Consider the following 25,177-nt stretch of genomic DNA (forward strand, 5'->3'; position numbering starts at 1 on the left):
CCCGTGAGGGCCGCGCCGCCCACGCTCGTCCCTCGCACCCCCGACAGCGCCGGAGGTGCGAGGCGCGAGCTCACCACGAGGTCAGCTGAGCTTCGATCCTGTGTTGAGTCGCCTGCTCGTAATCGTAGGCGAACCCCAGCAGCTCAGCCTCGCTCCAGCGAGGGCCGACGAAGATCAGGCTGAAGGGAGCCCCGTCGCTGTATTGACCAGCGGGCACGACCACCCCGGGCAAGCCCGCGATGTTGATCGCGGACTCCGTCGTCGCGGGATAGGTGTCCGAGCCAGAGAGCTCCGGCAGCGTGTCATAGGTCTGCGGAAACGCGAGGCCGTCCAGATCGTGCGCCGCCATCACGGAATCGAAGACGTTCACGTACTGGTCCCGCAGGGCCCAGAAGCCAGACAGATCGGGCGCGTCCTCGGGGAAGAGCAGCGAGGCGGCCAGCACGGGGAGCTTGTCGACGTACCAGGACAGCGGCCCGCCGACGGGATCGAACGGAGATATCCCCGTGAAGGCCGCCAGTCCGTCGATCGAGCCGACGATAGTCCCGCCGACCTTGACCCCCTTGAGGTAGCGCTGGAAGTCGTAGGCCACAGACTCCGTCCCTCGCATGTCATAGGGCTCATCGGGCAAGGCCAGATCGGCGAAGCCGCTCCCGGCGAAGGGATCTTCGACGACGATCGCGCCTTGCTCCTCCAGCTCCTCGATCGTTTGCTCGTACAGCGCTTGCGTCTCGGGAGACAGGCCGCCGTTGCGCCACCCTGAGCCGTACAGGCCGATTCGCTTTCCGCAGAGGGCGGTCTTGCTCAGCTGGCTCGTGTAGCCCCCCACGGGCAGGTGTCCATTGGACAGGCTCGTCTTGGGGTCCTCCGGGGAGTAGCCCGCGAGGATATCCATCACCATGGCGGCGTCGCGGACAGTCCGCGCGATGGGGCCCACCACGTCTCTCGTGCTGGCGGCCAGGGGCACGACGCCGGCCGTGGGGACGAGGGCGAACGTCGGCTTGATGCCGACGAGGCTCTGCGCGGCCGCAGGGTTCTGGATGGATCCCCCCGTCTCCTCCGCGAGGCCAAGCACGGCGAAGTTGCCGGCCACCGCAGTGGCTGTGCCGCTGCTGCTCGCCCCGGGCACCAGGGTCGGGTCCACGGCGTTGTAGGTGGGCCCCGCCCAGCTGCTGTTCGCCCGGGTGCCGTCGTCGCTGAAGGCCGGGATGTTCGTCTTCCCGAGGATGATGGCCCCGGCGGCTATCAACCGATCGACGACGACGGAGTTCTTGATGGGGAGCAGATCGACACCGCCGGCGACCTGCGAGCTGAGCGGAGCCCAGCCCGCCGTCGACGGCAAGCCGACGTGATCCATCGACTCCTTGATGACAACGGGGATCCCGGCCAGGGGGCCGAGGGCCACGCCGTTCCTCCGCTTCCTGTCGATCTCGCGCGCCTGCGCGACGGCGTCCGGGTTCAACGAGGTGAACGCGTTGTAGGACGACTCGTACTGCGCGATCCTCGAGAGATAGGCGTTCGTCAGCGCCTCCGCCGTGTAACGGCGCATCAGGTACGCCCACTGCACCTTCGAGATCGTGAGCTCAGATACGTCGATAACGGGAACGCCAACGGAGGCGGTCGCACCATAGGTGGTGCTGGGAGCCCCTGCGGCAATACCAACGAAAATGGCTGCTACCAAGGCAGCGCCAGATAGAATGTTCTTGTTCACGATGGACTGCTCCCTCTCACTTCAGAACATCGACCCTATGCCGAATGAACCTCCGCCGTCGGGTGCCGATTCGGAACCTCGAGCTCGAATCACACGAGTACAGCGGACCAGAGCTCGACGAGGCATGGAATCGTCGCGCTCCGCTCGTTCAAGGCCATGTGATGGCGCCCATCGCTCCGGACGAATCGCCATAGCGTGACAATGACAATACCAACCACTTCCGCGAACCCATTGGCTCGCGCCATCTCGACGGTTCGTCGAGAGCAATTTTAGCTAGGATGTACAGCGGCCTTGAGCAGGAGATTCTTCGTGGCTTTTTACCAGCCAAGCAGGTGACACAGAGACAGAAGAAGCGCGCCTCGAATGCGGTTGCTCTGCTACAAAGATGAAGAATATGCGAGAGCTAGGCGCATCATACTTCATGTAAGATATAGCAAGTCGGGGTTCGGTGGCAAGTTGATGTTCGGATTTTTTGAATAGCTTGGGATTCTCGCTGCCTCCCTTGTGCTCCACGTCTAGCCCTAGCCGCGCTGGCCCCCTCTAGCCCCCTCTGGCCCCCTCGGGCCGCTGCAGCGCGGCTTGCTGGCACGCACCGTGCACCGTGCAGCCGACGGGGCGGCGCCTCGCCGGCTGCGACGGAGCAGCCTTGTGACCGGTTGTCATCGGCATGGCGCAAACCGCTCGGGGCGCGAGCTGGTACCGCCGGGGGCGGGGCGGCGTCGGTCCTGTCCATCTGACACGGGGCGTTGCCCGTTGCCCAGCGGCCCAGCGATACGCGGCGGGCACGCTCGTCGAGGTGGCCGCTGCCCGGGGCGGGCCCGCGTCGTTCAAGGCGCTTCGGCCAACCGACGGTCAGCGGAGGCCTGCCCCCGGGGTGGGAGAGCATTCTTTGGAACCATGTGTTCCGCTCTCCTTGAAAAGTGACACCCAATCAACAACTCAAGCACCCATCGAAGGGGCCTCCTTATACATACTCCGCAGCCTGCGGACGCTCGTCCACGTCGGCCCGGCTTCGCCCCCGGCGGGGCGATGCTGCAGAGCCAAGCGCCGCGCGGCGCGCCGGCGCACGCTGGCACACGTCGTCCCCCCCATGTCAGAGAAGTCGTCACTTGATCTGAGCCGCTTACGGAGGATCAGAAGACCGGTCTCGGGGAACAGAGACAGGCCTTGAGGGGAGAGAGGACTCAGGATCCTTCACAAGAAATCGTCCAGTGGCTCCTCGCCCCTGCTGGACGGACTGCGGTGAGGCTGGCCACGGACACGGGGGCGACGATCCGCACCTGCCCCAATGTCGGCCTCGGCGGCCAGCCCCGGCGCTCGCCGTGGACTTTCACGGCCGAGGACGCCGATACTCGAGGGGATGCAACCAGGGGAAGTGCTCGGAGGCCGCTTCGAGATCGTGGGCCGGGCGTGCGCCGGCGGCATGGGGGCGGTCTTCCAGGCGGTCGATCGGCGCTCGGGCGAGGTCGTGGCCGTGAAAGTGTGCCTCGACGAACAGAAATCCGGCGACGAATCGCGCCTCTCTCGCGAGTCCAGGGTGCTCGCAGAGCTCTCCTGCCCAGGTATCGTGCGCTACGTCGCGCACGGGCTCGGCGCCTCGGGCGCGCCGTGGCTCGCCATGGAGTGGCTCGATGGCGAGGATCTCGAGCAGCGGCTCCAGCGCCGGGTGCTCACCGTGGACGAGGCGATCGCGCTCACGGTAGGCGCCGCCGCCGCGCTCGCGGCGGTCCACGCGCGCGGCATCGTTCACCGCGATCTCAAGCCGAGCAACCTGTTCCTGGTGAACGGCGACGCCGCGCGCGTGAAGCTGCTCGACTTCGGCATCGCCGGGATCCCCGACGCCACGCGGCTCACGCGGACGGGCGCCTTCGTCGGGACCCCGGCGTACATGGCGCCAGAGCAGGCCCGGAGCGGGCAGGACGTCGACACGCGCGCCGACGTCTTCGCGCTCGGCTGCGTGCTGTTCGAGTGCCTCACCGGCCAGCCGGCCTTCTGCGGGGCTCACCTGATGGCCGTCCTCGCGAAGATCCTCCTCGACGAGGTGCCGCGGATAAGCTCCCTCTGCCCCGGCGTCCCCCCCGCCCTCGACGCGCTCTGCGCCCGGATGCTCGCCAAGAACCCGGACGACCGCCCCCGCGACGGCGCGGAGATCGCCGCGGCGCTCGAGGCCATGGGCGTCTCGCCGCTGGCGCGCGCGCCGTCGGAGCCGCCGCGTTCGAACCGGCGCCGCCAGTCCTCGCTGACCCACAAGGAGCGGCGGGTGCTCTCGGTGGCGCTGATGGGGCCCGGGCCGCGGCTCGCCGCTTCCCCGGGGCGGGCCGACTCCGAGACGGTGGTCGCTGTCGTGTCGCCGGAGCTGCGCCGGGAGATCGAGGCGCTCGGCGCGTGCCTGGAGCTCCTGGCGGACGGGTCGCTCCTGGTGATCCTCCTGGGGGCAGGCGTGGCGACGGATCAGGCCGCGCAGGCGGCCCGCTGCGCGCTCCTGCTCCGCGCCGCCGGCGGGGACCGGCCGGTGGTCCTCACGACCGGCCGCGTGGAGGTCACGGGCGGCCGGCCCGTCGGCGACGTGATCGACCGCGCCGTCCGGATGCTGGCGCAGCCCACGGCGGCGCTTCCGGGCGCGCCGGCGGCAGGGCGCGGGACGCCCATCGCCATCGACGAGGTGACCGCCGCGCTGCTCGACGCCCGCTTCGAGGTCGTCGAGACCGAGGCGGGCCTGTGGCTCCGGGGAGAGGAGCCGCTCGCCCGCGGCGCGCGCATGCTCCTCGGCAAGCCCACGGCCTGCGTGGGGCGGGACTGGGAGGTGGCCACCCTCGAGGCCCTCCTCGCCGGGTGCATCGAGGAGTCGCGGGCGCGCGCCGTGCTCGTCACCGCGCCCGCGGGGCTCGGCAAGTCGCGCCTCGCCTACGAGATCATCCGCCGCGTCCGGCAGCGCGACGAGCCCGTCGCGGTCTGGATCGGCCGCGGCGACCCGCTCCGCAAGGGCGCCCCGTTCGGGATGCTGCGGCAGGCCCTCCAGGGCGCGTTCGGGATCCGCGACCGAGAGCCGATCGAGGCGCGCCGGGAGAAGCTGCTCGCGCGGGTGACCGAGCGCGTCCGCGCGGCCGACGCGCAGCGCGTGGCGGAGTTCCTCGGCGAGCTCCTGGGCACGCCGTTCCCCGACGAGGACAGCGCGCCCCTCCGCGCCGCCCGCAAGGACGCCCCGCTGATGGGCGATCAGATGCGCAGGGCCTGGCTCGATTTCGCCTCGGCCGCGTGCGCCGCGCAGCCGCTCCTCCTCGTGCTGGAGGACCTGCACTGGGGCGACCTGCCCACCGTCCAGTTCATCAACGACGCCCTGCGCCGGCTCGCGGACCAGCCCCTCCTGGTGCTCGCCCTGGCGCGACCCGAGGTGTACACGCTGTTCCCAGGGCTCTGGGCCCACAGGGATCTCCAGGAGCTCCGGCTCAAGGAGCTGAGCTCCCGGGCGGGCGCGCGGCTCGTGCGGCACGTCCTCGGCGATGGGGTGAGCGCCGAGACCGTGGCGCAGCTCGTGGCGCAGGCCGACGGCAACGCGTTTTATCTGGAGGAGCTCATCCGGGCGACGTCCGAGGGGAACCAGGGCGCGCTCCCGGAGACCGTGCTGGCGATGGTGCAATCCCGGCTGGAGCGCCTCGACAGCGCGGCGCGGCAGGTGCTGCGCGCGGCGAGCATCTTCGGGCGGGTGTTCTGGCGGGGCGCGGTAGAGGCGCTGCTCGGCGGCCCCGGCGGCGTCTCCGGGCTCGCGGATCACCTCGATCGCCTCGAGCGGCTGGAATGGATCGGCGCGCGCGACGAGGCGAGGTTCGAGGGAGAGCGGGAGCTCGTCTTCCGCCACGCGCTCGTGCGCGAGGCGGCTTACGGGATGCTCACCGACCAGGATCGCGCGCTCGGCCACCGGCTCGCCGGCGAGTGGCTCCAGCGCGCGGCCGAGCCCTCGGCCGCGGTGATCGCGGAGCACTTCGATCGGGGCGGCGAGCCGCTGCGCGCCGCCGCGTTCTATCATCAGGCCGCGGCGCAGGCGCTCGCCGCGAACGACCTCGTCGTGGTGCTCTCGTGGACCGGGCGCGCCATCGAGCTCGGCATCAGCGGCGAGGCGCGCGGCGAGGTCCTCCTGCACCGGGCCGAGGCGCACCACTGGCGCGGCGAGCTCGTCGAGGCCGCGCGCTGGGCGACGATGGCGGTGGAGGAGCTGCCCCGGCGCAGCGCGCCCTGGTACGCCGCCGTGCGCGAGGCCGCGGTCGTGCTGGCCCGGCTGGGGCAGCACGATCGCCTCGCCAGCCTCAGCGGCGATCTCGCGGACGCCTGGACCGGAGAGGGCGCGACGGGCCCGCTCCTGGCGGCGTCCGCTGGGACGGCGCTCTACCTGACGATCAGCGGCCTCTACGCGCACGCCACGCCGCTCCAGGCGCTCATCGACGCCGCGGCCGAGCGCTTCTGCGACGACCCGGCCGTGAGCGGGGTCGTCCTCCGCGAGCGCGCCTGGCGCGAGCTGTACGCGGGCCGACACGGCTCGGGCCGGGCGCTGTTCGCGCGCTCGGTCGCCTCCCACGAGCGCGCGGGGAACCTGCGCCTGGCCTGCTTCTGCCGGCTCGATCTCGGCTTCCAGGAGCACCAGCTCGGCGCGTACGCCGAGGCGGAGACCATCCTCCGCGCCGCGCTCGCGGACGCCGAGCGCATGGGCCTCGACGGCTGCATGGCGGTCGCGTGGAGCACCCTCGGCGCGCCCCTCTGCCGCCTGGGCGCGCTCGACGAGGCGCGCGAGGCCCTGAGGAAGGCCATCGCGTTCCTGGAGGCGCAGGGGGATCGCCGGCTCGCGGGCGCGTCGCGCACCTACCTCGCCGGGTGCCTGATGCGCGCGGGCGATCTCGCCGGCGCCGAGGCGGAGGCCCGGCGCGCCGTGGCGCAGCTGGAGAGGATAGGTCCGCTCGTCGTGCTGGCGCGGGCGACGCTGGCGGCCGTCCTGCTCGCGCGCGGCGAGACCTCCGAGGCGCTCGCCGAGGCGCGCGCGGCGGTCGCGTTGCTCGATCGGCTGGGCATGGTCGAGGAGGGCTCGGCGTTCGCCCGCCTGGTCCACGCCGAGGCGCTGTTCGCGGCGGGCGATCTCCCGGCGGCCCGGACCGCCATCGCGCACGCCCGGACGAGGCTCCTCGACGTCGCCGCCCAGCTCGACGATGCCGCGCGGCGCGAGCAGTTCCTCCAGCGCGTCGAGGAGAACGCACGCACGCTCGAGCTAGCGCGCGCGTGGGTCGACGAGGGGAGCTCCGCAGGACGACGAGGGCTCTAGCGCCGCCGCGCCCGGCGCCGGCAGGCTCGGCCCGTCGAGCAGCGCTCCGACCGCCGCGAGCGCCGCGAGGAGGACGGCCGCCCCCGCCCACAGGGGGCCCGCGGCCATGCCCGGCGACGCGTGGAGGTACGCGATCGCGCCGAGCAGCGCCGCGAGGAAGAGCGCCGCGGCGAGCGCGCGCGCCCGGCGGGGGCGCGCCACGTCGTGAAGGGCGTAATCCGGGTCGGTGCGCAGCGGGCCGCCGTCGGGCGAAGCCGCGGTGGACCGCCACTCCGGCGGCCGGAACCAGACAAGCAGCTTGCCGGAGAGGCGCGGCTCCGCCGCCGCCATGCGCGCGAGCCTCCGCCACGGGTCGACGTTGGCGCGAAGCGCGCTGAAGCTGGCCAGCGGCTGGACCACGCCGTACCGCGGGGGCGCCCCCTCGGCGCAGAAGGTGCCGAACAGCCGATCCCAGACGATGAGCACGCCGCCGTGGTTCCTGTCGAGATACGCGGAGTCGACGCCGTGGTGCACGCGGTGATGAGATGGCGTGTTCAGCACCCACTCCAGCGGACCGAGGCGGCCGACGAGCTGCGTGTGAATCCAGAACTGATAGAGGATGTTCAGCGTATACGTCGTGACGACCATCCCCGTGGGGAAGCCGAGCACGGCGAGCGGCCAGAAGAACGGCCAGTACAAGGCCCGCTGGAGCCAGCTCTGGCGCAGCGCGACCGAGAGGTTGTAGTCCTCGCTCTGGTGGTGGACCGCGTGCGCGGCCCACATGAAGTTCACCCGATGGCTCGCGCGGTGCGCCCAGTAGTAGCAGAAGTCGACCGCGACGAAGCAGGCCGCCCAGCTCCACAAGGCGCCCTCCGGCAGCCGCGCGAGCGCGGCGCGCTCGAACAGGAAGAGATAGACGAGGACTCCGCCGCTCACGACGGAGACGATGACCTGCTGCCCGACCCCGCACGAGAGGTTGGCGAGCGCGTCGGAGAAGCGGTAGTCGCGGCGCCCGCGGCGGCGACAGAGCCAGAGCTCGACGCCGATGAGCGCGAAGAAGGCCGGCACCGCGAACAGGATCAAGCTCGGCGACATCCCCCGTCCTCCATGGATCCGCCGCGCGGCGGATCGGCTCACGCCCGCCCAGTCTAGCCTGGAACCCCACCGGCGCGCCCGGACACGCACCACGCGAAAGGCGCCACACCAGCCGACCTCTTCCCTGTTGACGCTGAACCGTTTAAGTGGTCTGCCACGAGCCACGCCGGCGCGCGAGCGACCACCCGGAGCGGAGATTTGTATCGTCGCGGAATCAGGGGGAGCTCACCGGTGCCGCCGGCGATGCCACCCCGCGACGGTGGCGCAGCAGCTCGGCAGATCCCTGCGAACCGGACGAGCGCTCCGGGCGGCAGGGCTCAGCGATCCGTGAGGAACGACACTCGAACCACATAAGGAACCGACCATGAAGAAGACCTTCTTGCTCGCTTTGGGTTTGCTCTCCCTCGCCGCGTGCTCCTCCTCCGACCCGGCGGACCCCGCGCCCTCCGGCGGCACGGGCGGGTCCGGCAACACCGGCGGCGGCGGAAGCGGCGCCACCGGCGGGAGCGACGCCACCGGCGGCGGCGGAAGCGGCGCCACCGGCGGAAGCGACGCCACCGGCGGCGGCGGGGACGGAACCGGCGGCGGCCAGGAGCTCGACTGCGCCCAGCAACCGGAAAAGTGCTACGTCCGCGCCGAAGGTAGTAAGCTCACGCTCGACGGGAAACCGTACAGGTATATGGGCACGAACTTCTGGTCGGCTCCCTACATCAGCCGCGAGCGCCTGCGCACCGAGCTCGACATCCTCGAGGCCCACGGCGCCCTGAACCTCAGGATCATGGCGCTCAGCGAGGGCGACATCCCCGCGGCGCAGCAGAACGATCAGCAGTACGGCCCACAACGGATCTTTCCGGCATCGTCCGACAAACCGTGCGCCGATGCGCAGCTCGAGGCGTTCGCCGACAACCTGGTGACGGTGCTCGACGAGATGCACAGCCGCGGGATGAAGGCGGTGATGACCCTGAACGACTTCTGGCACTGGTCCGGCGGTATGCCCCAGTACATGAAGTGGGCTCACGAGCAGCCGACCCTCTCCTGCGGAGAGGACTTCAGCGCGTACCAGGTCGGCCTGACCCACCCCACGACGGGCGCTGCCCTGCTCGCGGCGGACCACCACGTGCCGTTCGCCGGCTCGATCCGGTTCCAGGAGGGCACAGGCCAGGACTGCCAGGCCGTGGCCATCGGCGAGTGGGCCATCCCTCACTCGGGCACGCTCGATCCGAACACGAACCCGTGGCCCGACCAGATGGATCTCTCGTCGCTGTTCTTCTGCAACAAGAAGGCCCAGGAGTTCTACTTCAGCCGGGCCAAGGTCCTGATCGAGAAGCTCAAGGACCATCCGGGGATCATGGCGTGGCAGCTCGGGAACGAGCCGCGATCGTTCAAGGGCTGGGGCCCGCTCTTCAAGCTCTGGGTCGAGAGGAACGCGAAGTTCATCAAGGACATCGACCCGAACCACCTCGTCTCCATCGGCTCGGAGGGCGACCTGTCCTATAACTGGGGCGACTACGCCAACAGCGATTACAGGGCGTTCCACGACGTGCCCGGCATCGATTACCTCACCTTCCACGTGTGGCCCGAGAACTGGGAGTGGTACGACCCGTCGCTGCCGATGGACAGCGCCGCCGACAAGGGGCTCCTGGCCGCCATCACCAAGAGCAACGGGTACATCGACGCGCAGCTCGCGCACGCCAGGGCGCTGGACAAGCCGATCGTCGTGGAGGAGTTCGGGCTCGCCCGGGACGACAAGTCCGAGCCGGTCTCGTCGCCCGTCGCCAAGCGGAACGAGTATTACGCTTCCATGTTCGACGCCGTCGTCGAGAACCCGGAGCTCGCCGGCGTCAACTTCTGGGCCTGGGCCGGGATCGGGAGGCCGTCGGACGACGGCAACGACTACTGGCTCCTCGGGAACGACTACATCGGCGATCCGCCCCATGAGCTCCAGGGGTGGTACTCGGTGTACGATGACGACACGGAAACCTTGAATCTTATCATGAGCTACGCCGACCAGCTCAACTCGACACAGTAGCGCCGGCGGCCATAACAGAGCCCCTATCCCATTCATCTCACGCGGAGGTCACCTTGATTCGTCGCTCCACCTTTCTCATGGCGTTGTTCTCTCTCGCGTTCTCGGCCGGCTGCTCGAAGCCGGAGTCTGAAGGCGGCGCGAGCGCGAACAAGCCCGAGGCAACAGCCGCCAAGGGTGCGGAAACCAAGGGTCCGGAGAAGAAGAAAGACAAGATCACGATCGGCTTCTCCATGGATACCCTCAAGGAGGAGCGGTGGCAGCGCGACCGCGACCTGTTCAAGGCGAAGGCCGAGACGCTCGGCGCCCAGGTGCTCGTGCAGTCCGCGAACAGCGACGACGCCCTCCAGAACTCGCAGGCGGAGAACCTGCTCACGCAGGGCGTCGACGTGCTCGTGGTCGTGCCCCACAACGCCAAGACGACGGCCACCATCGTCGAGTCGGCGCACAAGCAGGGCGTGCCCGTCATCGCGTACGACAGGCTGATCCTCGACTCCGACGTGGACCTTTACGTGTCCTTCGACAACGTCAAGGTGGGCGAGCTCCAGGCCGAGGCCCTCGTGAAGAAGTTCCCGAAGGGGAACTACATCCTCATCGGCGGCTCCCCGACCGACAACAACGCGAAGCTCTTCCGCGAAGGGCAGATGAACATCCTGAAGCCGCTCATCGACAAGGGCGACGTCAAGACGGTGGCGGACCAGTGGGCCAAGGACTGGCAGCCGGTCGAGGGGCTCAAGATCACCGAGAACGCCCTCACCAAGAACAACAACAACGTCACGGCGGTCGTCGCGTCGAACGACGGGCTCGCGGGCGCGGCCGTCCAGGCCCTCGGCGAGCAGAAGCTCGCCGGCAAGGTCGGCGTCTCGGGCCAGGACGCCGAGCTCGCCGCCTGCCAGCGGATCGCGGCCGGCACCCAGAGCATGACCGTCTACAAGCCCCTCAAGCTGCTCGCCGAGAAGGCCGCCGAGCTCGCCGTCAAGCTGGCGAAGAAGGAGCCCGTCGGCGAGAAGACGCAGACGGTCAACAACGGCAAGAAGGACGTCCAGAGCGTGCTCATCACGCCGGTCGCCGTGGACAAGGACAACCTCGCCGCGACGGTGATCGCGGACGGCTTCCACAAGGTCGAGGACGTCTACAAGGACCTCCCCAAGGACCAGTGGCCGGCCAAGTAGGCCCCTACTAGCTGGACATTCAGGGCCCGGCGAGCGACCCCACCAGGAACACGTCGCTCGCCGAGAGACTACGCCGCTCCACACATCGACGATCGACACGGGACGGCGCACGCCTCGCGCGGTGACGCAGGTCCTGCGAGCCCGCCCGGCGCTGCCCGCGCCCACCGCCGCCGGCCCCGGCCGGCGAAGTGCGCCGGCCATGGCCCCCGCGCGGTAGGGCCCGGCGCATCGGCGGGGCGGCCTGCTTCTTGCCGCTCTCGCGGATCCGACGACCCCGTCGGGATCTCACCCCGCCCCCTCGAGGAGACCATGCGCGCGCAGGCAGCCCTGTCCGAGACCGATCTCTCGCGCCCGATACGCCAGCTCGTCGAGGCCGTCGTGCCGGGCGCGCAGGTCGTCGAGATCGCCACGCTGGGGCCGGATGCCGGCTCGAACCACGATCGGACCGAGAAGTCCGCCGGCTACGGCGTCCCCCGCCGGATCACGGTGATGAGGCCGGATGGCTCGAAGCAGCGGCTGGTCCTGCACACGTCGACGGCGGACCCGTTCGGACACGACCGGCGATCGGATCGGGCGGCGGAGGCGCTGCTCGCCTTCGACACCGCGGGATCGATCCCGGCGCACGTCGAGGTCGTCGACGTCGGCGCGCTGACCCACGACCATCGCCTCGTGTCGCTGCGCGACGCCGGCGAGTTCTATCTCCTCACCACGTACGCGGAAGGGCAGGTCTACGCGACGGATCTGCGCCGGATCGCCAGCGAGCGCCGCGCGGGCCCCGAGGATCTGGCGCGCTGCGAGGCGCTCGCCAGGTACCTGATCGCGCTCCACGCGGCGCCCGGCGCCCAGCCGGGCAGCTACCGCCGCGCGGTGCGCGATCTCGTGGGCCACGGTGAAGGCATCTTCGGCATCATCGACGGCTATCCGGACGACGTGCCCGGCGCGCCGCCCGAGCGGCTCCAGGCCATCGAGCGGCGCTGCGTGGCGTGGCGATGGAAGCTCCGCGGCCGGGATCATCGGCTGGCCCGCACGCACGGCGATTTCCACCCGTTCAACATCGTGTTCGACGGGTCGTCGCGGCTCGCGCTGCTCGACACGAGCCGCGGGTCCCAGGGCGATCCCGCGGACGACGTCACCTGCCTCGCCATCAATTACGTCTTCTTCGCGCTGGACGCGCCTGGTGCGTGGGAGGGCGGCTTCCGCGCGCTGTGGCGGCGGCTCTGGGAGGTCTACCTCGGCTGGAGCGGCTCCGCGGGGCTGCTCGACGTGGCGGCGCCGTTCCTCGCGTGGCGCGCGCTCGTGCTGGCCAACCCCGGGTGGTACCCCGCGGTCACGGCGCGGGCGAGGGACGCGCTGCTCTCCTTCGTGGAGCGCGCCCTCGACGCCCCGCGCTTCGATCCGGACGATGCCGAGGGGCTCTTCGCGTGAGCGGCGGGGTCGTCTGGATCACGGGGCTCCCGTCGTCGGGCAAATCCACGCTGGCCGCGCGGGCGCACCGGGCGCTGCTCGGCGAAGGGCGGGCGAGCTGCCTCCTCGACGGGGACGAGGTGCGCGACGCCCTGGTCCCGCGGCCCGGCTACGACCCGCGCGCTCGCGACGATTTCTACGAGACGCTCGCGCGCCTCGCGGCGCTGCTCGCGCGCCAGGGGCCGATCGTGATCGTGGCGGCGACGGCGCACCGCCGCGCCTACCGGGAGCGCGCCCGCGCGCTCGCGCCGCGGATCATCGAGGTCTACGTGGACGTCGCGCCGGCGACCTGCAGGGAGCGCGACCCGAAGGGCCTCTACCACGCGGCCGGCGCCGGGGAGATCGGCGCGCTCCCGGGCGCGGGCGCCGACTACGAGGCGCCGCTCGCGCCGGAGCTCGTCGCGCGCGGCGGCGAGGACGAGGCGGCGCTCGCGGCGCTGCTCGAGCGCGCGAGATCCTGGTCCGCCTCGGCGGGGGCGGGGCCGTGATAGACACGGTGACCGTGCCCGCGCAGGAGACGCTCTTCGACGAGATCAAGCGGTACGTCCGCTTCAGCGAGCAGGACGAGCGCTGGCTCGCCGTGCTCCGCGCACACGCGGAGCCGCACTTCCCCCGCATCGCCGACGAGTTCTACGATCGCATCCGCGAGCACGAGGGCGCGCACGACGTCTTCACCGGCGAGGAGCAGGTGGAGCGGCTCAAGCGATCGCTCGTCCGCTGGATGACGCGCATCTGCACGGGGCCCTACGACGGCGCGTACTTCGACGAGAGCGCGAAGATCGGGCGGATCCACGTCCGGGTGGGCCTCCCCCAGCGGTACATGTTCACGGCGATGACGCTCATCCGGCTCGCGTTCCACGAGATCGCCCAGGGCGCGCTCGGCGCGGAGGTGATCCCGGTCAGGGCGGCGGTGAGCAAGGTGCTCGATCTCGAGCTCGCCATCATGCTCGAGACGTACCGCGACGACTTCCTCGCGCGCGCGCAGCGCGCCGAGCGCCTGGACCGCGAGGAGGTCGGCCGCACGCTCGCGCGCACGGAGCACCGGTACAAGAGCGCGGTCGAGCTGGCCCGCGTCCTCGTCGTGGGCCTCGACGCGCAGGCGATCGTGCGGCTCTTCAACCGGGAAGCGGAGCGGATCACGGGGCTCGCCCGCGAGGACGTGCTCGGGGTGCCGTTCGTCGAGGCGCTCCTCCCCGAGGAGATCCGCGCGGATCACGGCGCGCTCGTGGAGGACGTCGCCGCGGGCCGCCGCCCCAGCGTCGATCTGCTGGAGAGCATCGTGCGCACGCGCGCCGGCAAGATCCGCGATCTGCGCTGGCAGCTCGCGTACGCCCCTTCCGCGGCCGACGACGAGGTGGTGCTGTTCGCGATCGGGCAGGACACGACCGACGAGAACGCGCTCGCCGCGCGCGTGCGCCAGAGCGAGAAGCTCGCCGCGGTGGGGACCCTCGCGGCGGGCCTCGCGCACGAGATCAGGAACCCGCTGAACGGCGCGCAGCTCCACGTGACCTTCCTCGAGCGGGGGCTCGCGCGCGCCGGCCTGAAGGACCCGGACACGCTGGAGGCGATCCAGGTCGTCCGCGACGAGATCCGCCGCCTCTCGGCGCTCGTCAGCGAGTTCCTGGACTTCGCCCGGCCGCAGCCGCTGTACCTCCGGCCGACGCCCGTCGTCCCGCTCTGCGAGCGGGCGGCGCGCGTCGCGGCGTCGTCGGACGGCGCCGGCGCGCAGGCCGCGGTGAAGGTCGACTTGCCCTCGACCGACATCGTGCTCGACCTCGATCCCGCGAAGATCGAGCAGGTCCTGCTGAACCTGCTCCGCAACGCGGTCGAGGCGGTGGACGCGGCCGGAGGCGGCACGGTCACCCTCCGCGCGCGGCGGCAGCCGCGCCACGCCGTCGTCGAGGTGGAGGACGACGGCCCCGGGATCGCGAGCCCGGACGCGCCGATCTTCGATCCGTTCTTCTCGACGAAGCCGAACGGCACCGGGCTCGGGCTGGCGATCGCTCACCGCATCGTCACCGATCACGAGGGGACCATCGAGTTCCAGAGCCGCCCGGGGAAGACGCTCTTCCGCGTGACGCTCCCGCTGCGCCGCTCCGGCTGACCTCCGCCGCTCTCCTGGCCGCGCGCGACTGCGGCTCCAGGGCTGGCACGCAACTTGGTAGAGATCCGGGCGTGGAACCGCGCAGCACCGAACAACCGCTGATCCTGCTCGTGGACGACGACGTGCAGAGCGCTCGCCTCCTCGAGCGCCTGCTCGAAGAGGACGGCTTCCGGGTGGAGCTGGCCACGAACGGCGCGCTCGCCATCGCGCGGCTGGCCCGCCGTCCGATCCCGGACATCCTGGTGACCGATTTCCGGATGCCCCACGCCGATGGAATCGCGGTCGCGCGCTACGCGAGATCGCTCCGGCCGGATCTCCCGCTGTTCTTCTTCACCGGGTATCCCGACCTCGTGGCGCGCCTCGGGCGAGGGCTGGAGCCCGCGGCGGTTGTGCACACGAAGCCGATCGACTACATCGCCCTGAGCGACGAGCTCCGCGCCACCGCGGACGCGGCGCTCTCCGACGCCTCGCGCGCCACGCGGCCGAGCTCCCCCTTCCCTCCCCCGGCCTGAGCAGGGGGCGCGCCAGGCCCGGCGAACGGCTTGCGCCCGCGTGCAACGGCTGCGGCGCCCGTCGCCTGCCCCGGCGCGGCCCTCCGGCCGGCATCCTCGAGCCGCGCGCGGCCGCGCCGCCGCGCGGCCGCCGAACGAGTGTCGCAGCGCCTCGCGGACACGGTATGTTCGGAAGGAACGATATGAACGCTGAGAAGAGGCAGAGCTCGAGGGTGCTCGTCGTGGACGACGAGGCGAGCGCGCGCTCGGGGCTGGAGAAGCTGTTGCGCCAGGAGGGTTATACCGTCGACGCGGCGGCGGACGGCGTCGAGGCGGTCGAGGTCGCGGCGGAGCGGCCGCCGGACGTCGTCATCACGGATCTGAAGATGCCGAGGATGGATGGGGTGGCGCTGCTCGGGAAGCTGCGCGAGCAGGATCCGGCGCTGCCGGTGATCGTCGTCACCGCGTTCGGGGACGTGACCTCGGCGGTGCTGGCGATGCGGGCGGGGGCCGAGGATTACCTGACGAAGCCGGTCGACTTCGACGCGCTCCTCCTCACGCTGGAGCGCGCCCTCGAGCGGAGCGCGCTCCGGGTCGAGGCGGAGAACCTCCGCCGGCAGCTGCGAGAGCGCCAGGGCGAGGGCGTGGAGGGGCTCATCGGGACGAGCCCGGCGATGCAGAAGGTCTACCGGATGGCCCGGCAGGTGGCGGGCGCGCGGGCGACGGTGCTCATCACCGGCGAGAGCGGCACGGGCAAGGGCGAGCTCGCGCGCGCGATCCACGCGAAGGGCTCGCGCGCCAAAGGGCCCTTCGTGACGCTGCACTGCGCGGCGCTCGCGGAGTCCCTGCTGGAGAGCGAGCTGTTCGGCCACGAGCGCGGCGCGTTCACCGGCGCCGACAAGCGGCGCATCGGGCGGTTCGAGCAGGCGCACGGCGGGACGCTCTTCCTCGACGAGGTCGGCGAGATCGCCCCCTCGACGCAGGTGAAGCTGCTCCGCGTCCTCCAGGAGAGGACGTTCGAGCGCGTCGGCGGGAACGACGCCGTGACGATCGACGTGCGGCTGGTCGCGGCGACGAACCGCGATCTCGCGGCGGCGGTGCAGGAGGGCCACTTCCGGGAGGACCTCTATTACCGGCTCAACGTCGTCCACATCGACATGCCGCCGCTGCGCATCCGCGACACCGACGTGCTGCTCCTGGCGAATCACTTCCTGCGCCGGTTCGCGGCGGAGAACCACCGCAAGATCGAGGGGTTCACCGACGAGGCCCGGGCGAAGCTCATCGCGCACCGGTGGCCGGGGAACGTGCGGGAGCTCGAGAACGCGATCGAGCGGGCGGTCGTCCTGTGCGACGACGCGCGCATCGACGCGGAGCACCTCCCCATCGACGCGGCGCCGGTCGCCAAGGGGGCCCTGCGGATCCCGGGCGCCACCATGGCGGAGATAGAGCGCTATGCCATCCTGTCGACGCTCGAGGCGACGAACGGCTCGACGACGCGCGCGGCCGAGCTCCTGGACATCAGCATACGCACCATCCAGTACCGCCTGCACGAATATGGGCTGACGGCGAAGTCCAAGCGCCCGCCGGCGGCGCAGTAGAGCGGGGCGCAGCTTCGTGTGATACGGGCTCAGCCGCTAGGCAGGCGAGTGAGGCGTACGAAAGTACGCCGCAGCGAGCCGAACGACGCGGATGAGCCCGTAGCGCACGAAGATGCGCCCCGCTCTAGCGCCCGGTCAGACCACGTCGTGCATCCAGCCGTGGCGATCGGGCGCGAGGCCGTGCTGGATGTCGAGCAGCGCCTCGCGGAAGCGCGCCGCCACGGGGCCCGTCTCGTTGTCGTGGATGGAGAAGGTCCCCTCGCGGGACTTCACGGCGCCGATGGGCGTGATGACCGCGGCCGTCCCGCACGCGAACGCCTCGGTCATGCGGCCCTCGCGCACCGCCGCGCGCCACTCGTCGAAGGTGACCCTGCGCTCCTCCGCGGCATAGCCGAAATCCCGGGCGAGCTGGATGATGCTGTCGCGGGTGATGCCCGGCAGGAGCGTGCCTGTCAGCTCGGGGGTCACGATCACGGGGCGCCCCCGCTCCTCGTAGACGAAGAAGATGTTCATTCCCCCCATCTCCTCGACGACGCTGCGCTGGACGGCATCGAGCCAGACCACCTGCGCGCAGCCCTCGGCCGCGGCGTTCATCTGCGCGAGCAGGCTCGCGGCGTAGTTGCCCGCAAACTTGGCTGCGCCCGTGCCGCCCGGCGCCGCCCGGACGAAATCCTCCGAGATCCAGACCGTCACCGGCTTGACGCCCTGAGGGAAATACGCGGCCGCAGGCGACGCGATCACCAGGAAATCGTAGTCGCGGGACGCCCTCACCCCGAGCGCCACCTCGGTGGCGAACATCAACGGTCGGATATACAGGCTCTCGCCCACGGGCGAGGGGACCCATGCGCGATCCTGGCGGATCAGGGCGTCGACAGCGCCGACGAACAGATCAACCGGCATCTCCGGCATCGCCAATCGGCGGGCAGAGCTATTGAAGCGGCGCGCGTTCGCCTCCGGCCGGAACGTCTTGATGCGCCCGTCCGGCTGCCGATAGGCCTTGAAGCCCTCGAAGATCGCCTGACCGTAATGCAGCACCATCGCCGCAGGATCGAGCGTGATCGGCGCGTACGGCCGGATCTGCCCCCGGAGCCAGCCCCTGTCCGCCGCGTACGGGATCACGACCATGTGCTCCGTGAACACGCGCCCGAAGCCAGGGTTCTGCATGCGCTGCGCGCGCTCCGCGTCGCCGAGGGGATGCGGCGTGGCTAGGATCTCGAGATCGACCTTCGTGGCAGGCGCGCTTTCGGTGCTCATCGTGCTCGACTTCTGCGGCGGACAGCGGTCGACCCGGCTCGAGTGGGCCGACGCGCGTCATCGTCGCGCGGCATTTTTCGAAAGAATCCTGGCGGGATGCAAGCACTTTCTCGCGAGAAAGCACCGCGGCGACGTGGATAAGCGGGCGCGCAAGCGAGCGCGCAAGCGAGCGCGCAAGCGGGCGCGCAAGCGAGTGCGCGAGCGCGCGAGCAGGCGGGCGGCGCGTCACGACCGCAAAAAGGGATTTCTGTCGCGCTCCTCGCCGATCGTCGTGGAGGGGCCGTGTCCGGTAACGACCCGGGTCGACGGATCGAGCGTGAGCAGCTTGCCCCGGATGGATGAGACGATCGCCCGCGAGTCGCCACCCCACAGATCGGTCCGGCCGATGCTACGCCGGAACAGGGTGTCCCCCGTGAACGCGACGGCGCCCGTCTCCGCGAGCACCAGGAACGAGACGCTGCCCGGCGTGTGCCCCGGCGTGTGGAGCACGTGCAGATCGAGCCCGCCCGCCTTCACGACCGCGCCGTCGTTCAGGTCGCCGTCGACCTCGCACCGCTCCGGCAGCGCAATGCCGAGCATCGCCGCCTGGACGGGGAGCATGTCGTAGAGGAAGCGGTCGGCCTCGTGAATGCGGGCCGCGGCGCCGGACCAGCGCTGGAGTGGCGCCGTGGCGCCCACGTGATCGATATGGGTGTGCGTGTGCACGATGGCCGCGACCTTCGCCCCGGCCTGCTCGACGCGCGCGCGGATCTTGTCGAAATCGCCCCCGGGGTCGATGACCACGGCGCCCTTGCTCACAGGGTCGACGAGGATCGAGCAGTTGCACCCCAGCGGACCGACGGAGAACGTCTCGAGCAGCACAGGGCGAGCTTGTAGCACGCGGAGCCCCGACCTCCACGCGCGACATCGTCGCCGAGGCGGCGCCGCGAGCTCCGATCGACCACCGCCCGGAGCGCGCGGCGCTGCGGCGCTGAAGGACGCGCGGAGACCTCGGATCCTCGCGGACCTCGGGTGCTCGATCCCGCGCGCGCTGGCCGCCCGAGACCGCTACTTCGGGGCGCTCACGATGGTGCCGTTCGTTCCGAGTCCGTTGGTCCAGTAGACGCGGGTCGCGTCGAGGGCGATGCCGTAGGGCGACGGCTCGCCGGCCGCCACGGCCCCGATGATGCCGTTCGGCAGCATCCTCATGACGTTCGGTGAGGTGGGGTCCGTCCAGTAAACGCCCGTCGCGTCGGCGGCGATGCCCCTCGGGTTCTCCCGGCCGCTCGCGATCACCGTCGGCTCTCCGCCGGTCTTGGCCACCCGCATCACGTTGCCGGTCCTGCTGGTCGTCCAGTAGACGTGCGTCGCGTCGACGGCGATCTCGCGCACCTGGCCTTGATCGGCCGCCAGCGTGGTGAACGGGCCTTCGCCCGTGGAGTCCTTGGGCGCGGACATCACCATGCCGCGCTCGTCGCGCACGGTCCAGTAGACGTGCGTCTCGTCGACCGCGAGGGCGTGGGTCGTCCCGCCCCCGTCCGAGATGACGGTGAACGGCCCGTTGCCGTCCGAGTCCTTCCGCGCGCGGACCACGGAGCCGCCGTCCTCGCGGTTCGTCCAGTAGACGAACTCCTCGTCGATCGCCACGCCGAACGGATCGGGCTGCCCTTCGGCGATCGCCACCGGCGCCTCCTGGCCGCCGACCCGCGCCCTCATCACCTGACCGTCGCTCTCGCCGGCCACGCCCTGGTTGGCCCAGAAGACGTGGGTGGCGTCGGCCTTGATATCGGCCGGCTGGACCTGCGCGGTGGCGATGTTGATCGCGACAGCTTCGCCCTGCGTCCACTGCCTGACCACGCCCTGCTCCCCGTTGGTCCAGAACACGACGCCGTTGGCAACAGCGAGGTACAGCGGATCCTGCTGGCCCGAGATGTGGATCGAGGTGCGGACGCACGTGCCGTCCCGGCAGGTGCCATCGCAGTCGACGGGGCAAGTGCCGCAATGGAGGGCGTCGTTCGTCACGTTGACCTCACAGCTGTTCTCGGCATCCGCGTCGCAATCGACGTAAACGTCCCCGCAGACCGGCGGCTCGTCGATGATGGGCCCCACGCCCCCGCTCCCCCCGCTCCCCGCGGTCGCTCCGCCCACGCCCGGCTCGCCCCCGGTGCCCTGGCCGCCCACGCCCGCCGCGCCCCCCGTGCCCGGCGCGCCGCCCTCGCCTCCTCCCGCGGAAGCCGTGGTCCCGGGACCGGACCCGCCGGTAGCGAAGAGGTTCGACGCCTCAGACGTGGAGCAAGCTGCTACGGCGAGTCCGGAAACGAGCCCGAGGAGAACGGTGCGACGCATTGTGCTGTGCATGGAAACCTCCACCCATACAGGCTACACGAGCCTGTCGAAGAAACGCATCTGTGAACTTGATGTGTTTTCAAACCTAATTCGTCCGCGCACGACCGGGCACGCCTCGTGCGGATCCGGAGGAGGATGACGCCGATGCGGCGGGCGAGGGCGCTCGTGGCAGGACAGCAGGCTCGACCCCGGCGCGCGCGGGCGTGCGGGCGCGCTGGTTCGGCCGCCCCGCGCAGGCGCACGCGGCTGGAGCTCCGGCAATGTCGCTGGATCTACCGACAAGTGGTCGCGCTCCGCCGGCGACGGGCGAGCGCCGCCCAGCGCGCAACGGGCTCTCGCCACGTCGGGGCCGCGGGCGCGACTCTGCACCTCGTGCGGCCGGCGCTCCCCGTCGCGCGGCCGTGAGGCACAGGCGATGAGGGGTCTCCGCACGCCCCGGCCGGAGACACGATGAGGCAGCGCCATCAGCGCAGGAGACGGCGCAGCCTGGCGACTCACGATCACGGCGGAGCGGTGGAATCTCGAGAGAGCGCGCGCGGCCGCGGCGGTGGGTGCGATCTCTCGAAGGCCGCTCGGGAGGCTCGGCTCACGCGCGCTTCGTGAGCTCCAGCCTCGGCGCCGCCCGCCCGCTCCCTCGCGAGCGCCTCGCCCCCGCGCCCAACCGGGAAGATGGCGCTGGGCGCGCAGGGGCGCTACCCTCCGGACGCCGCGTGTGTGAACGTACGATGTCATCCAGGGTGGATCCGCTGTTCCGCCGCGTGGCGCGCGGTCACGGGGGAGCGCGCGGCGCGGCTGTGCGTGCCCTGCGCTGCGGCCTCGTCGACGCCGCGCGCGAGGCTCGGCCTGGAGGCGCGAACGCATGAGCGGGTCCGTGTTCATCGCGGGAGGCCAGGCGAGCTCCGCGGCGCGAGAGCGCGCGATGACGTTCGTCGGGCGCACGCTCGTCCACCGCTATCGCCTCGAGGAGCTCGTCGCGATGGGCGGCATCGCCGCCGTCTTCAGGGCGAAGAAGCTCGCGACCGGCGAGGACGTGGCCGTCAAGGTGCTCCACCCGGACGCCGAGGAGCTGCCGGAGCTCATCGAGCGCTTCGAGCGCGAGGCGCTCGCCGGTCGCCACATCTTCCACCCGAACGTCGCGGCGGTCTACGAGATCAACCAGCTCGACGACGGCGCGTGGTTCATGGTGATGGAGTTCATCCGCGGCATCACGCTGCGGAAGCTCATCGACCAGGGCCCCGTCCCCCCGCTGCGCGCGGCGAACATCGCGCGCCAGCTCGCGAGCGCGCTCAACGCGGCGCACGACTTCGGGATCGTGCACAGGGACGTGAAGCCGCTCAACGTCATGGTCCTCGACGGGCCGGAGGAGCGCATCCTGCTCATCGACTTTGGCCTCGCCAAGGTGCCGATCGAGCAGTTCTCCATCACCGACGACGGCTCGCGCCGCTCGCTGACGAACGCCGGCGTGCTGCTCGGCACGGTGGCGTACATGGCGCCCGAGGCGGCGCTCGGCATGCGCTCTGTCGACCGGCGGGCCGACCTCTACGCGCTCGGGGTCATCCTCTACGAGATGCTCGCGGGCAAGCACCCCTTCACGGCGGTCGAGCCGTCGGCGCTGTTCGCGCAGCACCGGTCGGCCGTGCCGCCGCCGATCGCCGAGCGCTCCCCCGGCGTCGTCGTCCCGCCCGCGCTGGAGGCGGTCGTGATGCGCCTTCTCGCCAAGGACCCGGACGACCGCTTCCCCCACGCGCGCGCCGTGCTCGTGGCGCTCGACGCCGCCGTCCAGAAGATGAGCGCGCCGGACAGCGGCATCGCCCTCGCCGCCCCGTCCAGCCTCCGGGCCGCGGCCAGCTTCATCGAGCGGCGGACCTCGCGGGCCGTGATCGCCGGCGCGGGCATCGTGTTCTTCACGATCGGGAGCGTGATCGCCTGGCTGCTCGCGTCGCGCTGAGCGCGCGCGGCGTCGTCGCGCGCGTCCGGCGTCGTCGCGCGCTCAGCGGCGCCCGGCCGGCTCGCAGGTTCCCACGGGGAGCCCTGCGAGCGCGGTGTGATCCACGCACCGCTCGCCGCTCGGGCACGGCGCGGCGCGCTCACCGCGCGGATCGCAGAGCGCTCTGCAGGTGTTCGAGGGGTCGCAGATGCTGCCGGGCGCGCACGCGAACGACGCGTCGCACGGCTGCCCGTCCGAGCCCGCGCCCGCGTTCCAGCACGACGTCGAGCCGTTGCCCCAGAACACGCAGGCAGCGCCGTTGTCGCAGTCCTGCGCGAAGAGATCGCAGCCGTCGCCGTCGATGCAGGCCCCCCTTGTGAACGAGCCGCCATCGAGGAAACACGCGCTCCCCGGCGCGCAGTCCGAGGCGGCTCTGCAGGTCGCGGCGCAGACCTGGGCCGGGTTGCACGACTGCGCGGGCGCGCACTCCGACGCGGCGAGGCACGTCTCGCCGGGGCCGGCGCCCGTCCTGGGCTCCCGCGCGAGGCTCGTCTTGCGCGGCAACGCGAGCGCCTCGCGATCGAGGAGGACGCCCGACTTGTAGACGCGCGACACGCGCTCGAGCGCGCGGACGTCGGCGAGCGGATCGCCGTCGACCACGAGCACGTCCGCGAGCGCCCCTCGCTCGAGGCGCCCGAGATCGGGCCGCCCGAGCACGTCCGCGGCGCGGCGCGTGGCGGCGGCGAGCGCCTCGAGGGGCGGCATCCCGACCTCGACGAGGAGCGCGACCTCGCGGCGCAGGCTCAACCCGTGAAAGACGCCCGGGTTGCCGGCGTCGGTGCCGGCGGCGATCGTAACCCCGGCCTGGTAGCAGGTGACGAGGTTCGCGATCGCATGGTCGCGCCGCCGCTTCACGAGCTCCAGGAAATGCGCCGTCCTGAGCTCCGCGAGCAACGAGGGATCACGCAGGGCCGCGATCACGCCGACCGGCACGTCATCGACGAGGGCGGGGTCGTCGAGCTCGGTCAGCGCTCCGTGGGCCGTGCGGTACAGGCCGTCCGCCACCGCGAGCGTGGGGACGACGACCGCCCCGGCAGCGGCCATCCTCCGCGCAAGGTCTGGTGAGATTCGGTCCTCGTCCGGGACGTGCGCGAAGAGCGTCACGCCGCCGTCGAGCGCGGCCTCGATGTCCGGGGCCGCCGTCGCGTGGGCGATCACCCGGACGCCCGCGGCCGCGGCGGCCTCCTGGATCGCCGCCACGGACGGGCGCGTCAGGCGCGGCAGCGGCAGCGATCCGCCCCCCTCGAGCACGATTTTGATGAAATCGGGTGCCCTCGGGAGGAGCGCCTCGAAGGCCTTGTCGACGTCGGCGGGCGAGTCGATGAAGACGCAGTAGTCGCCGGGCGGGCTGCCTTGATAGCAGGGGTGCCCTCCGGTCGGCGTGAGCAGGGGCCCGGCGGCGAAGAGCTGCGGCGCGAGGAGGTCGCCGGCGTCGATGCGCGATCGCTGCTCGAAGATGACGTGCTGGGATGAGCCGAGGTCGAGGTACGAGGTCACGCCCGCCCGGAGCATCGCCTTCGTGTGGTCCTCGAGGTGGAGGTCGCCGTCATAATAAGCATAGGGCCCGGCGACGCTCAGCGAGTGGACGTGGAGATCGATGAGCCCGGGGAGGACCGTCTTGCCAGCGACGTCCACGACCTCGCCGCCCCCGGCCTCGACGCGGGGCTCGGCGTCGCCGAAGACGACCTGCTTCACCCTGTCGCCCTCGATCACCACCGTTGCCCTGGCCGCGCGCGTGCCGTCGAACACCATGCCTCCCTTCAGCACGGTGCAGCCCGCACACCCCACCTCGGCCGCGCTGGGCGTCGAGGGGCTCTCCGCGACGCCGCAGCCTACGAGCCAAGTTGACGCAGCGACGATACACAAAGCGAGACGACCCATCGCCAGTCCGAGCGAAGTACGACGCATGACACTCCGTTATCGATGGGCGCCAGGAGCACCCGAGAAGTGGCAGACCGCGTACCGGACACAGCGCACAAAAGCAATCGAATGAAGCGGCGCGCACGGCGCGGTGCACGCGCGCCTGCAGCGTGCCGCGTTATCCAGGATTGTTCGTATCGAGGCGGGCGGCTCGAGGGAGGCGCTTTGTCCCCGACGGCCCTTGGGCATCTCCGGCCCGAGCGGAGGACGGCTCCAGATCGGAGGCGAGCTTGACAGATGGGCCTATCCCGGAAGTCCAGCCGCCCGGGCACACGGAGGGAACGCAGGGAGTCACGCTCGATGTTGTTCCGGCCTTCTCTGCTGCTCCGGCGGCGATCCGGGTTACCCGGAAGAGCCGCCGGTGTGGGGCGAGCGAGAGAAAAGAGCCCGCGAACGCCCTTCTTTGGCGGCGGCATCTCTCGTACTGTCCACGGATCGGGGCGCCCTGGAATGATAGGGAGTTTAACCGAACTTCCGTCGCCCGGCGACGAGCCACCGTATTGACGAAGACCCTTTGCGTGCCTCACCTACTCGTGGGAGGCTCTGCGATGAGTGATTCAAAAATCGAAACCAATTCTCCGAAAGATCTGGACGTGACTGTGAAGGAGCTGCGCAACGCCATCGACGATTTGTCGGCCAGGCTGGACGACATGGCAACAGCGGCTCCGGCCAGTTATAACTGCCATTGCGGCGGCTGCGGCGGCTGCGGCGGTTGCGGCGGTTGTCGTTGCGGTGGGTGTCGTTGC

At 71.1% G+C, this 25,177-nt stretch carries 15 protein-coding genes; 9 read left to right on the forward strand and 6 right to left on the reverse strand.

What is annotated here, in order from left to right:
- Nucleotides 1-70 precede the first annotated feature (70 nt).
- Entirely contained in the window at nucleotides 71-1,567 is a 1,497-nt protein-coding gene (locus tag WMF12_RS31600; protein ID WP_437851353.1) for an amidase, read from the reverse strand.
- 1,504 nt (nucleotides 1,568-3,071) lie between these two features.
- Here WMF12_RS31600 and WMF12_RS31605 point away from each other — a divergent pair.
- Complete coding sequence (locus tag WMF12_RS31605) at nucleotides 3,072-7,016, forward strand: serine/threonine-protein kinase (RefSeq protein ID WP_437851355.1); 3,945 nt, start codon at nucleotides 3,072-3,074, stop codon at nucleotides 7,014-7,016.
- On the opposite strand, the gene WMF12_RS31610 is transcribed toward WMF12_RS31605, so the two are convergent.
- Nucleotides 6,963-8,090, reverse strand: a complete 1,128-nt coding sequence (locus WMF12_RS31610; protein WP_437851357.1) for a sterol desaturase family protein — start codon at nucleotides 8,088-8,090, stop codon at nucleotides 6,963-6,965. The two genes, WMF12_RS31605 and WMF12_RS31610, sit on opposite strands and share 54 nt — an antisense overlap.
- 679 nt (nucleotides 8,091-8,769) lie before the next feature.
- Between WMF12_RS31610 and WMF12_RS31615 the strand changes: the two genes are divergently transcribed.
- The 7 genes from WMF12_RS31615 to WMF12_RS31645 all read left to right on the forward strand — a co-directional run bounded on the left by WMF12_RS31615 (nucleotide 8,770) and on the right by WMF12_RS31645 (nucleotide 16,945).
- Nucleotides 8,770-10,119 carry a glycoside hydrolase 5 family protein gene (locus WMF12_RS31615; RefSeq protein ID WP_437851359.1) on the forward strand — a complete coding sequence of 450 codons (1,350 nt, stop codon included), beginning with the start codon at nucleotides 8,770-8,772 and terminating at the stop codon, nucleotides 10,117-10,119.
- A 77-nt stretch (nucleotides 10,120-10,196) separates the two neighbouring features.
- On the forward strand, nucleotides 10,197-11,288 hold the full coding sequence (gene xylF, locus WMF12_RS31620) for a D-xylose ABC transporter substrate-binding protein (RefSeq protein ID WP_437851361.1): 1,092 nt from the start codon (nucleotides 10,197-10,199) through the stop codon (nucleotides 11,286-11,288).
- 309 nt (nucleotides 11,289-11,597) lie between these two features.
- Nucleotides 11,598-12,713 (forward strand): phosphotransferase family protein, encoded by a 1,116-nt coding sequence (locus WMF12_RS31625; RefSeq protein ID WP_437851363.1) that lies wholly within the window; start codon nucleotides 11,598-11,600, stop codon nucleotides 12,711-12,713.
- Entirely contained in the window at nucleotides 12,710-13,240 is a 531-nt protein-coding gene (locus tag WMF12_RS31630) for an adenylyl-sulfate kinase (RefSeq protein ID WP_437851365.1), read from the forward strand. Before WMF12_RS31625 ends, WMF12_RS31630 begins: the two co-directional genes overlap by 4 nt.
- 14 nt (nucleotides 13,241-13,254) lie before the next feature.
- Nucleotides 13,255-14,856: a protoglobin domain-containing protein gene (locus WMF12_RS31635; protein ID WP_437851367.1), complete on the forward strand. Its 1,602-nt coding sequence runs from the start codon at nucleotides 13,255-13,257 to the stop codon at nucleotides 14,854-14,856.
- Between the two features lie 71 nt (nucleotides 14,857-14,927).
- Complete coding sequence (locus WMF12_RS31640) at nucleotides 14,928-15,368, forward strand: response regulator (protein ID WP_437851369.1); 441 nt, start codon at nucleotides 14,928-14,930, stop codon at nucleotides 15,366-15,368.
- 182 nt (nucleotides 15,369-15,550) lie between these two features.
- The gene (locus tag WMF12_RS31645; RefSeq protein WP_437740385.1) at nucleotides 15,551-16,945 is read left to right on the forward strand and encodes a sigma-54-dependent transcriptional regulator; all 1,395 of its coding nucleotides are present in this window, start codon (nucleotides 15,551-15,553) and stop codon (nucleotides 16,943-16,945) included.
- Between the two features lie 135 nt (nucleotides 16,946-17,080).
- Here WMF12_RS31645 and WMF12_RS31650 read toward each other — a convergent pair whose 3' ends face one another.
- The 3 genes from WMF12_RS31650 to WMF12_RS31660 form a co-directional block, all read right to left on the reverse strand.
- On the reverse strand, nucleotides 17,081-18,199 hold the full coding sequence (locus tag WMF12_RS31650; RefSeq protein WP_437740386.1) for a branched-chain amino acid aminotransferase: 1,119 nt from the start codon (nucleotides 18,197-18,199) through the stop codon (nucleotides 17,081-17,083).
- 225 nt (nucleotides 18,200-18,424) lie between these two features.
- A complete protein-coding gene (locus WMF12_RS31655) occupies nucleotides 18,425-19,060 on the reverse strand; it encodes an MBL fold metallo-hydrolase (RefSeq protein WP_437324003.1) in 636 nt (211 codons plus the stop codon).
- 186 nt (nucleotides 19,061-19,246) lie between these two features.
- Nucleotides 19,247-20,536, reverse strand: a complete 1,290-nt coding sequence (locus WMF12_RS31660) for a hypothetical protein (RefSeq protein WP_437851371.1) — start codon at nucleotides 20,534-20,536, stop codon at nucleotides 19,247-19,249.
- An 847-nt stretch (nucleotides 20,537-21,383) separates the two neighbouring features.
- Here WMF12_RS31660 and WMF12_RS31665 point away from each other — a divergent pair.
- Nucleotides 21,384-22,472: a serine/threonine-protein kinase gene (locus WMF12_RS31665; RefSeq protein WP_437851373.1), complete on the forward strand. Its 1,089-nt coding sequence runs from the start codon at nucleotides 21,384-21,386 to the stop codon at nucleotides 22,470-22,472.
- Nucleotides 22,473-22,514: 42 nt separating this feature from the next.
- Here WMF12_RS31665 and WMF12_RS31670 read toward each other — a convergent pair whose 3' ends face one another.
- Nucleotides 22,515-24,278, reverse strand: coding sequence for an amidohydrolase family protein (locus WMF12_RS31670; RefSeq protein ID WP_437851375.1), 1,764 nt, complete (start codon nucleotides 24,276-24,278; stop codon nucleotides 22,515-22,517).
- Nucleotides 24,279-25,177 lie beyond the last annotated feature (899 nt).

The organism is Sorangium sp. So ce363 (genome assembly GCF_051520435.1).
In the GTDB taxonomy this organism is placed as follows: domain Bacteria; phylum Myxococcota_A; class Polyangia; order Polyangiales; family Polyangiaceae; genus Sorangium; species Sorangium cellulosum_B.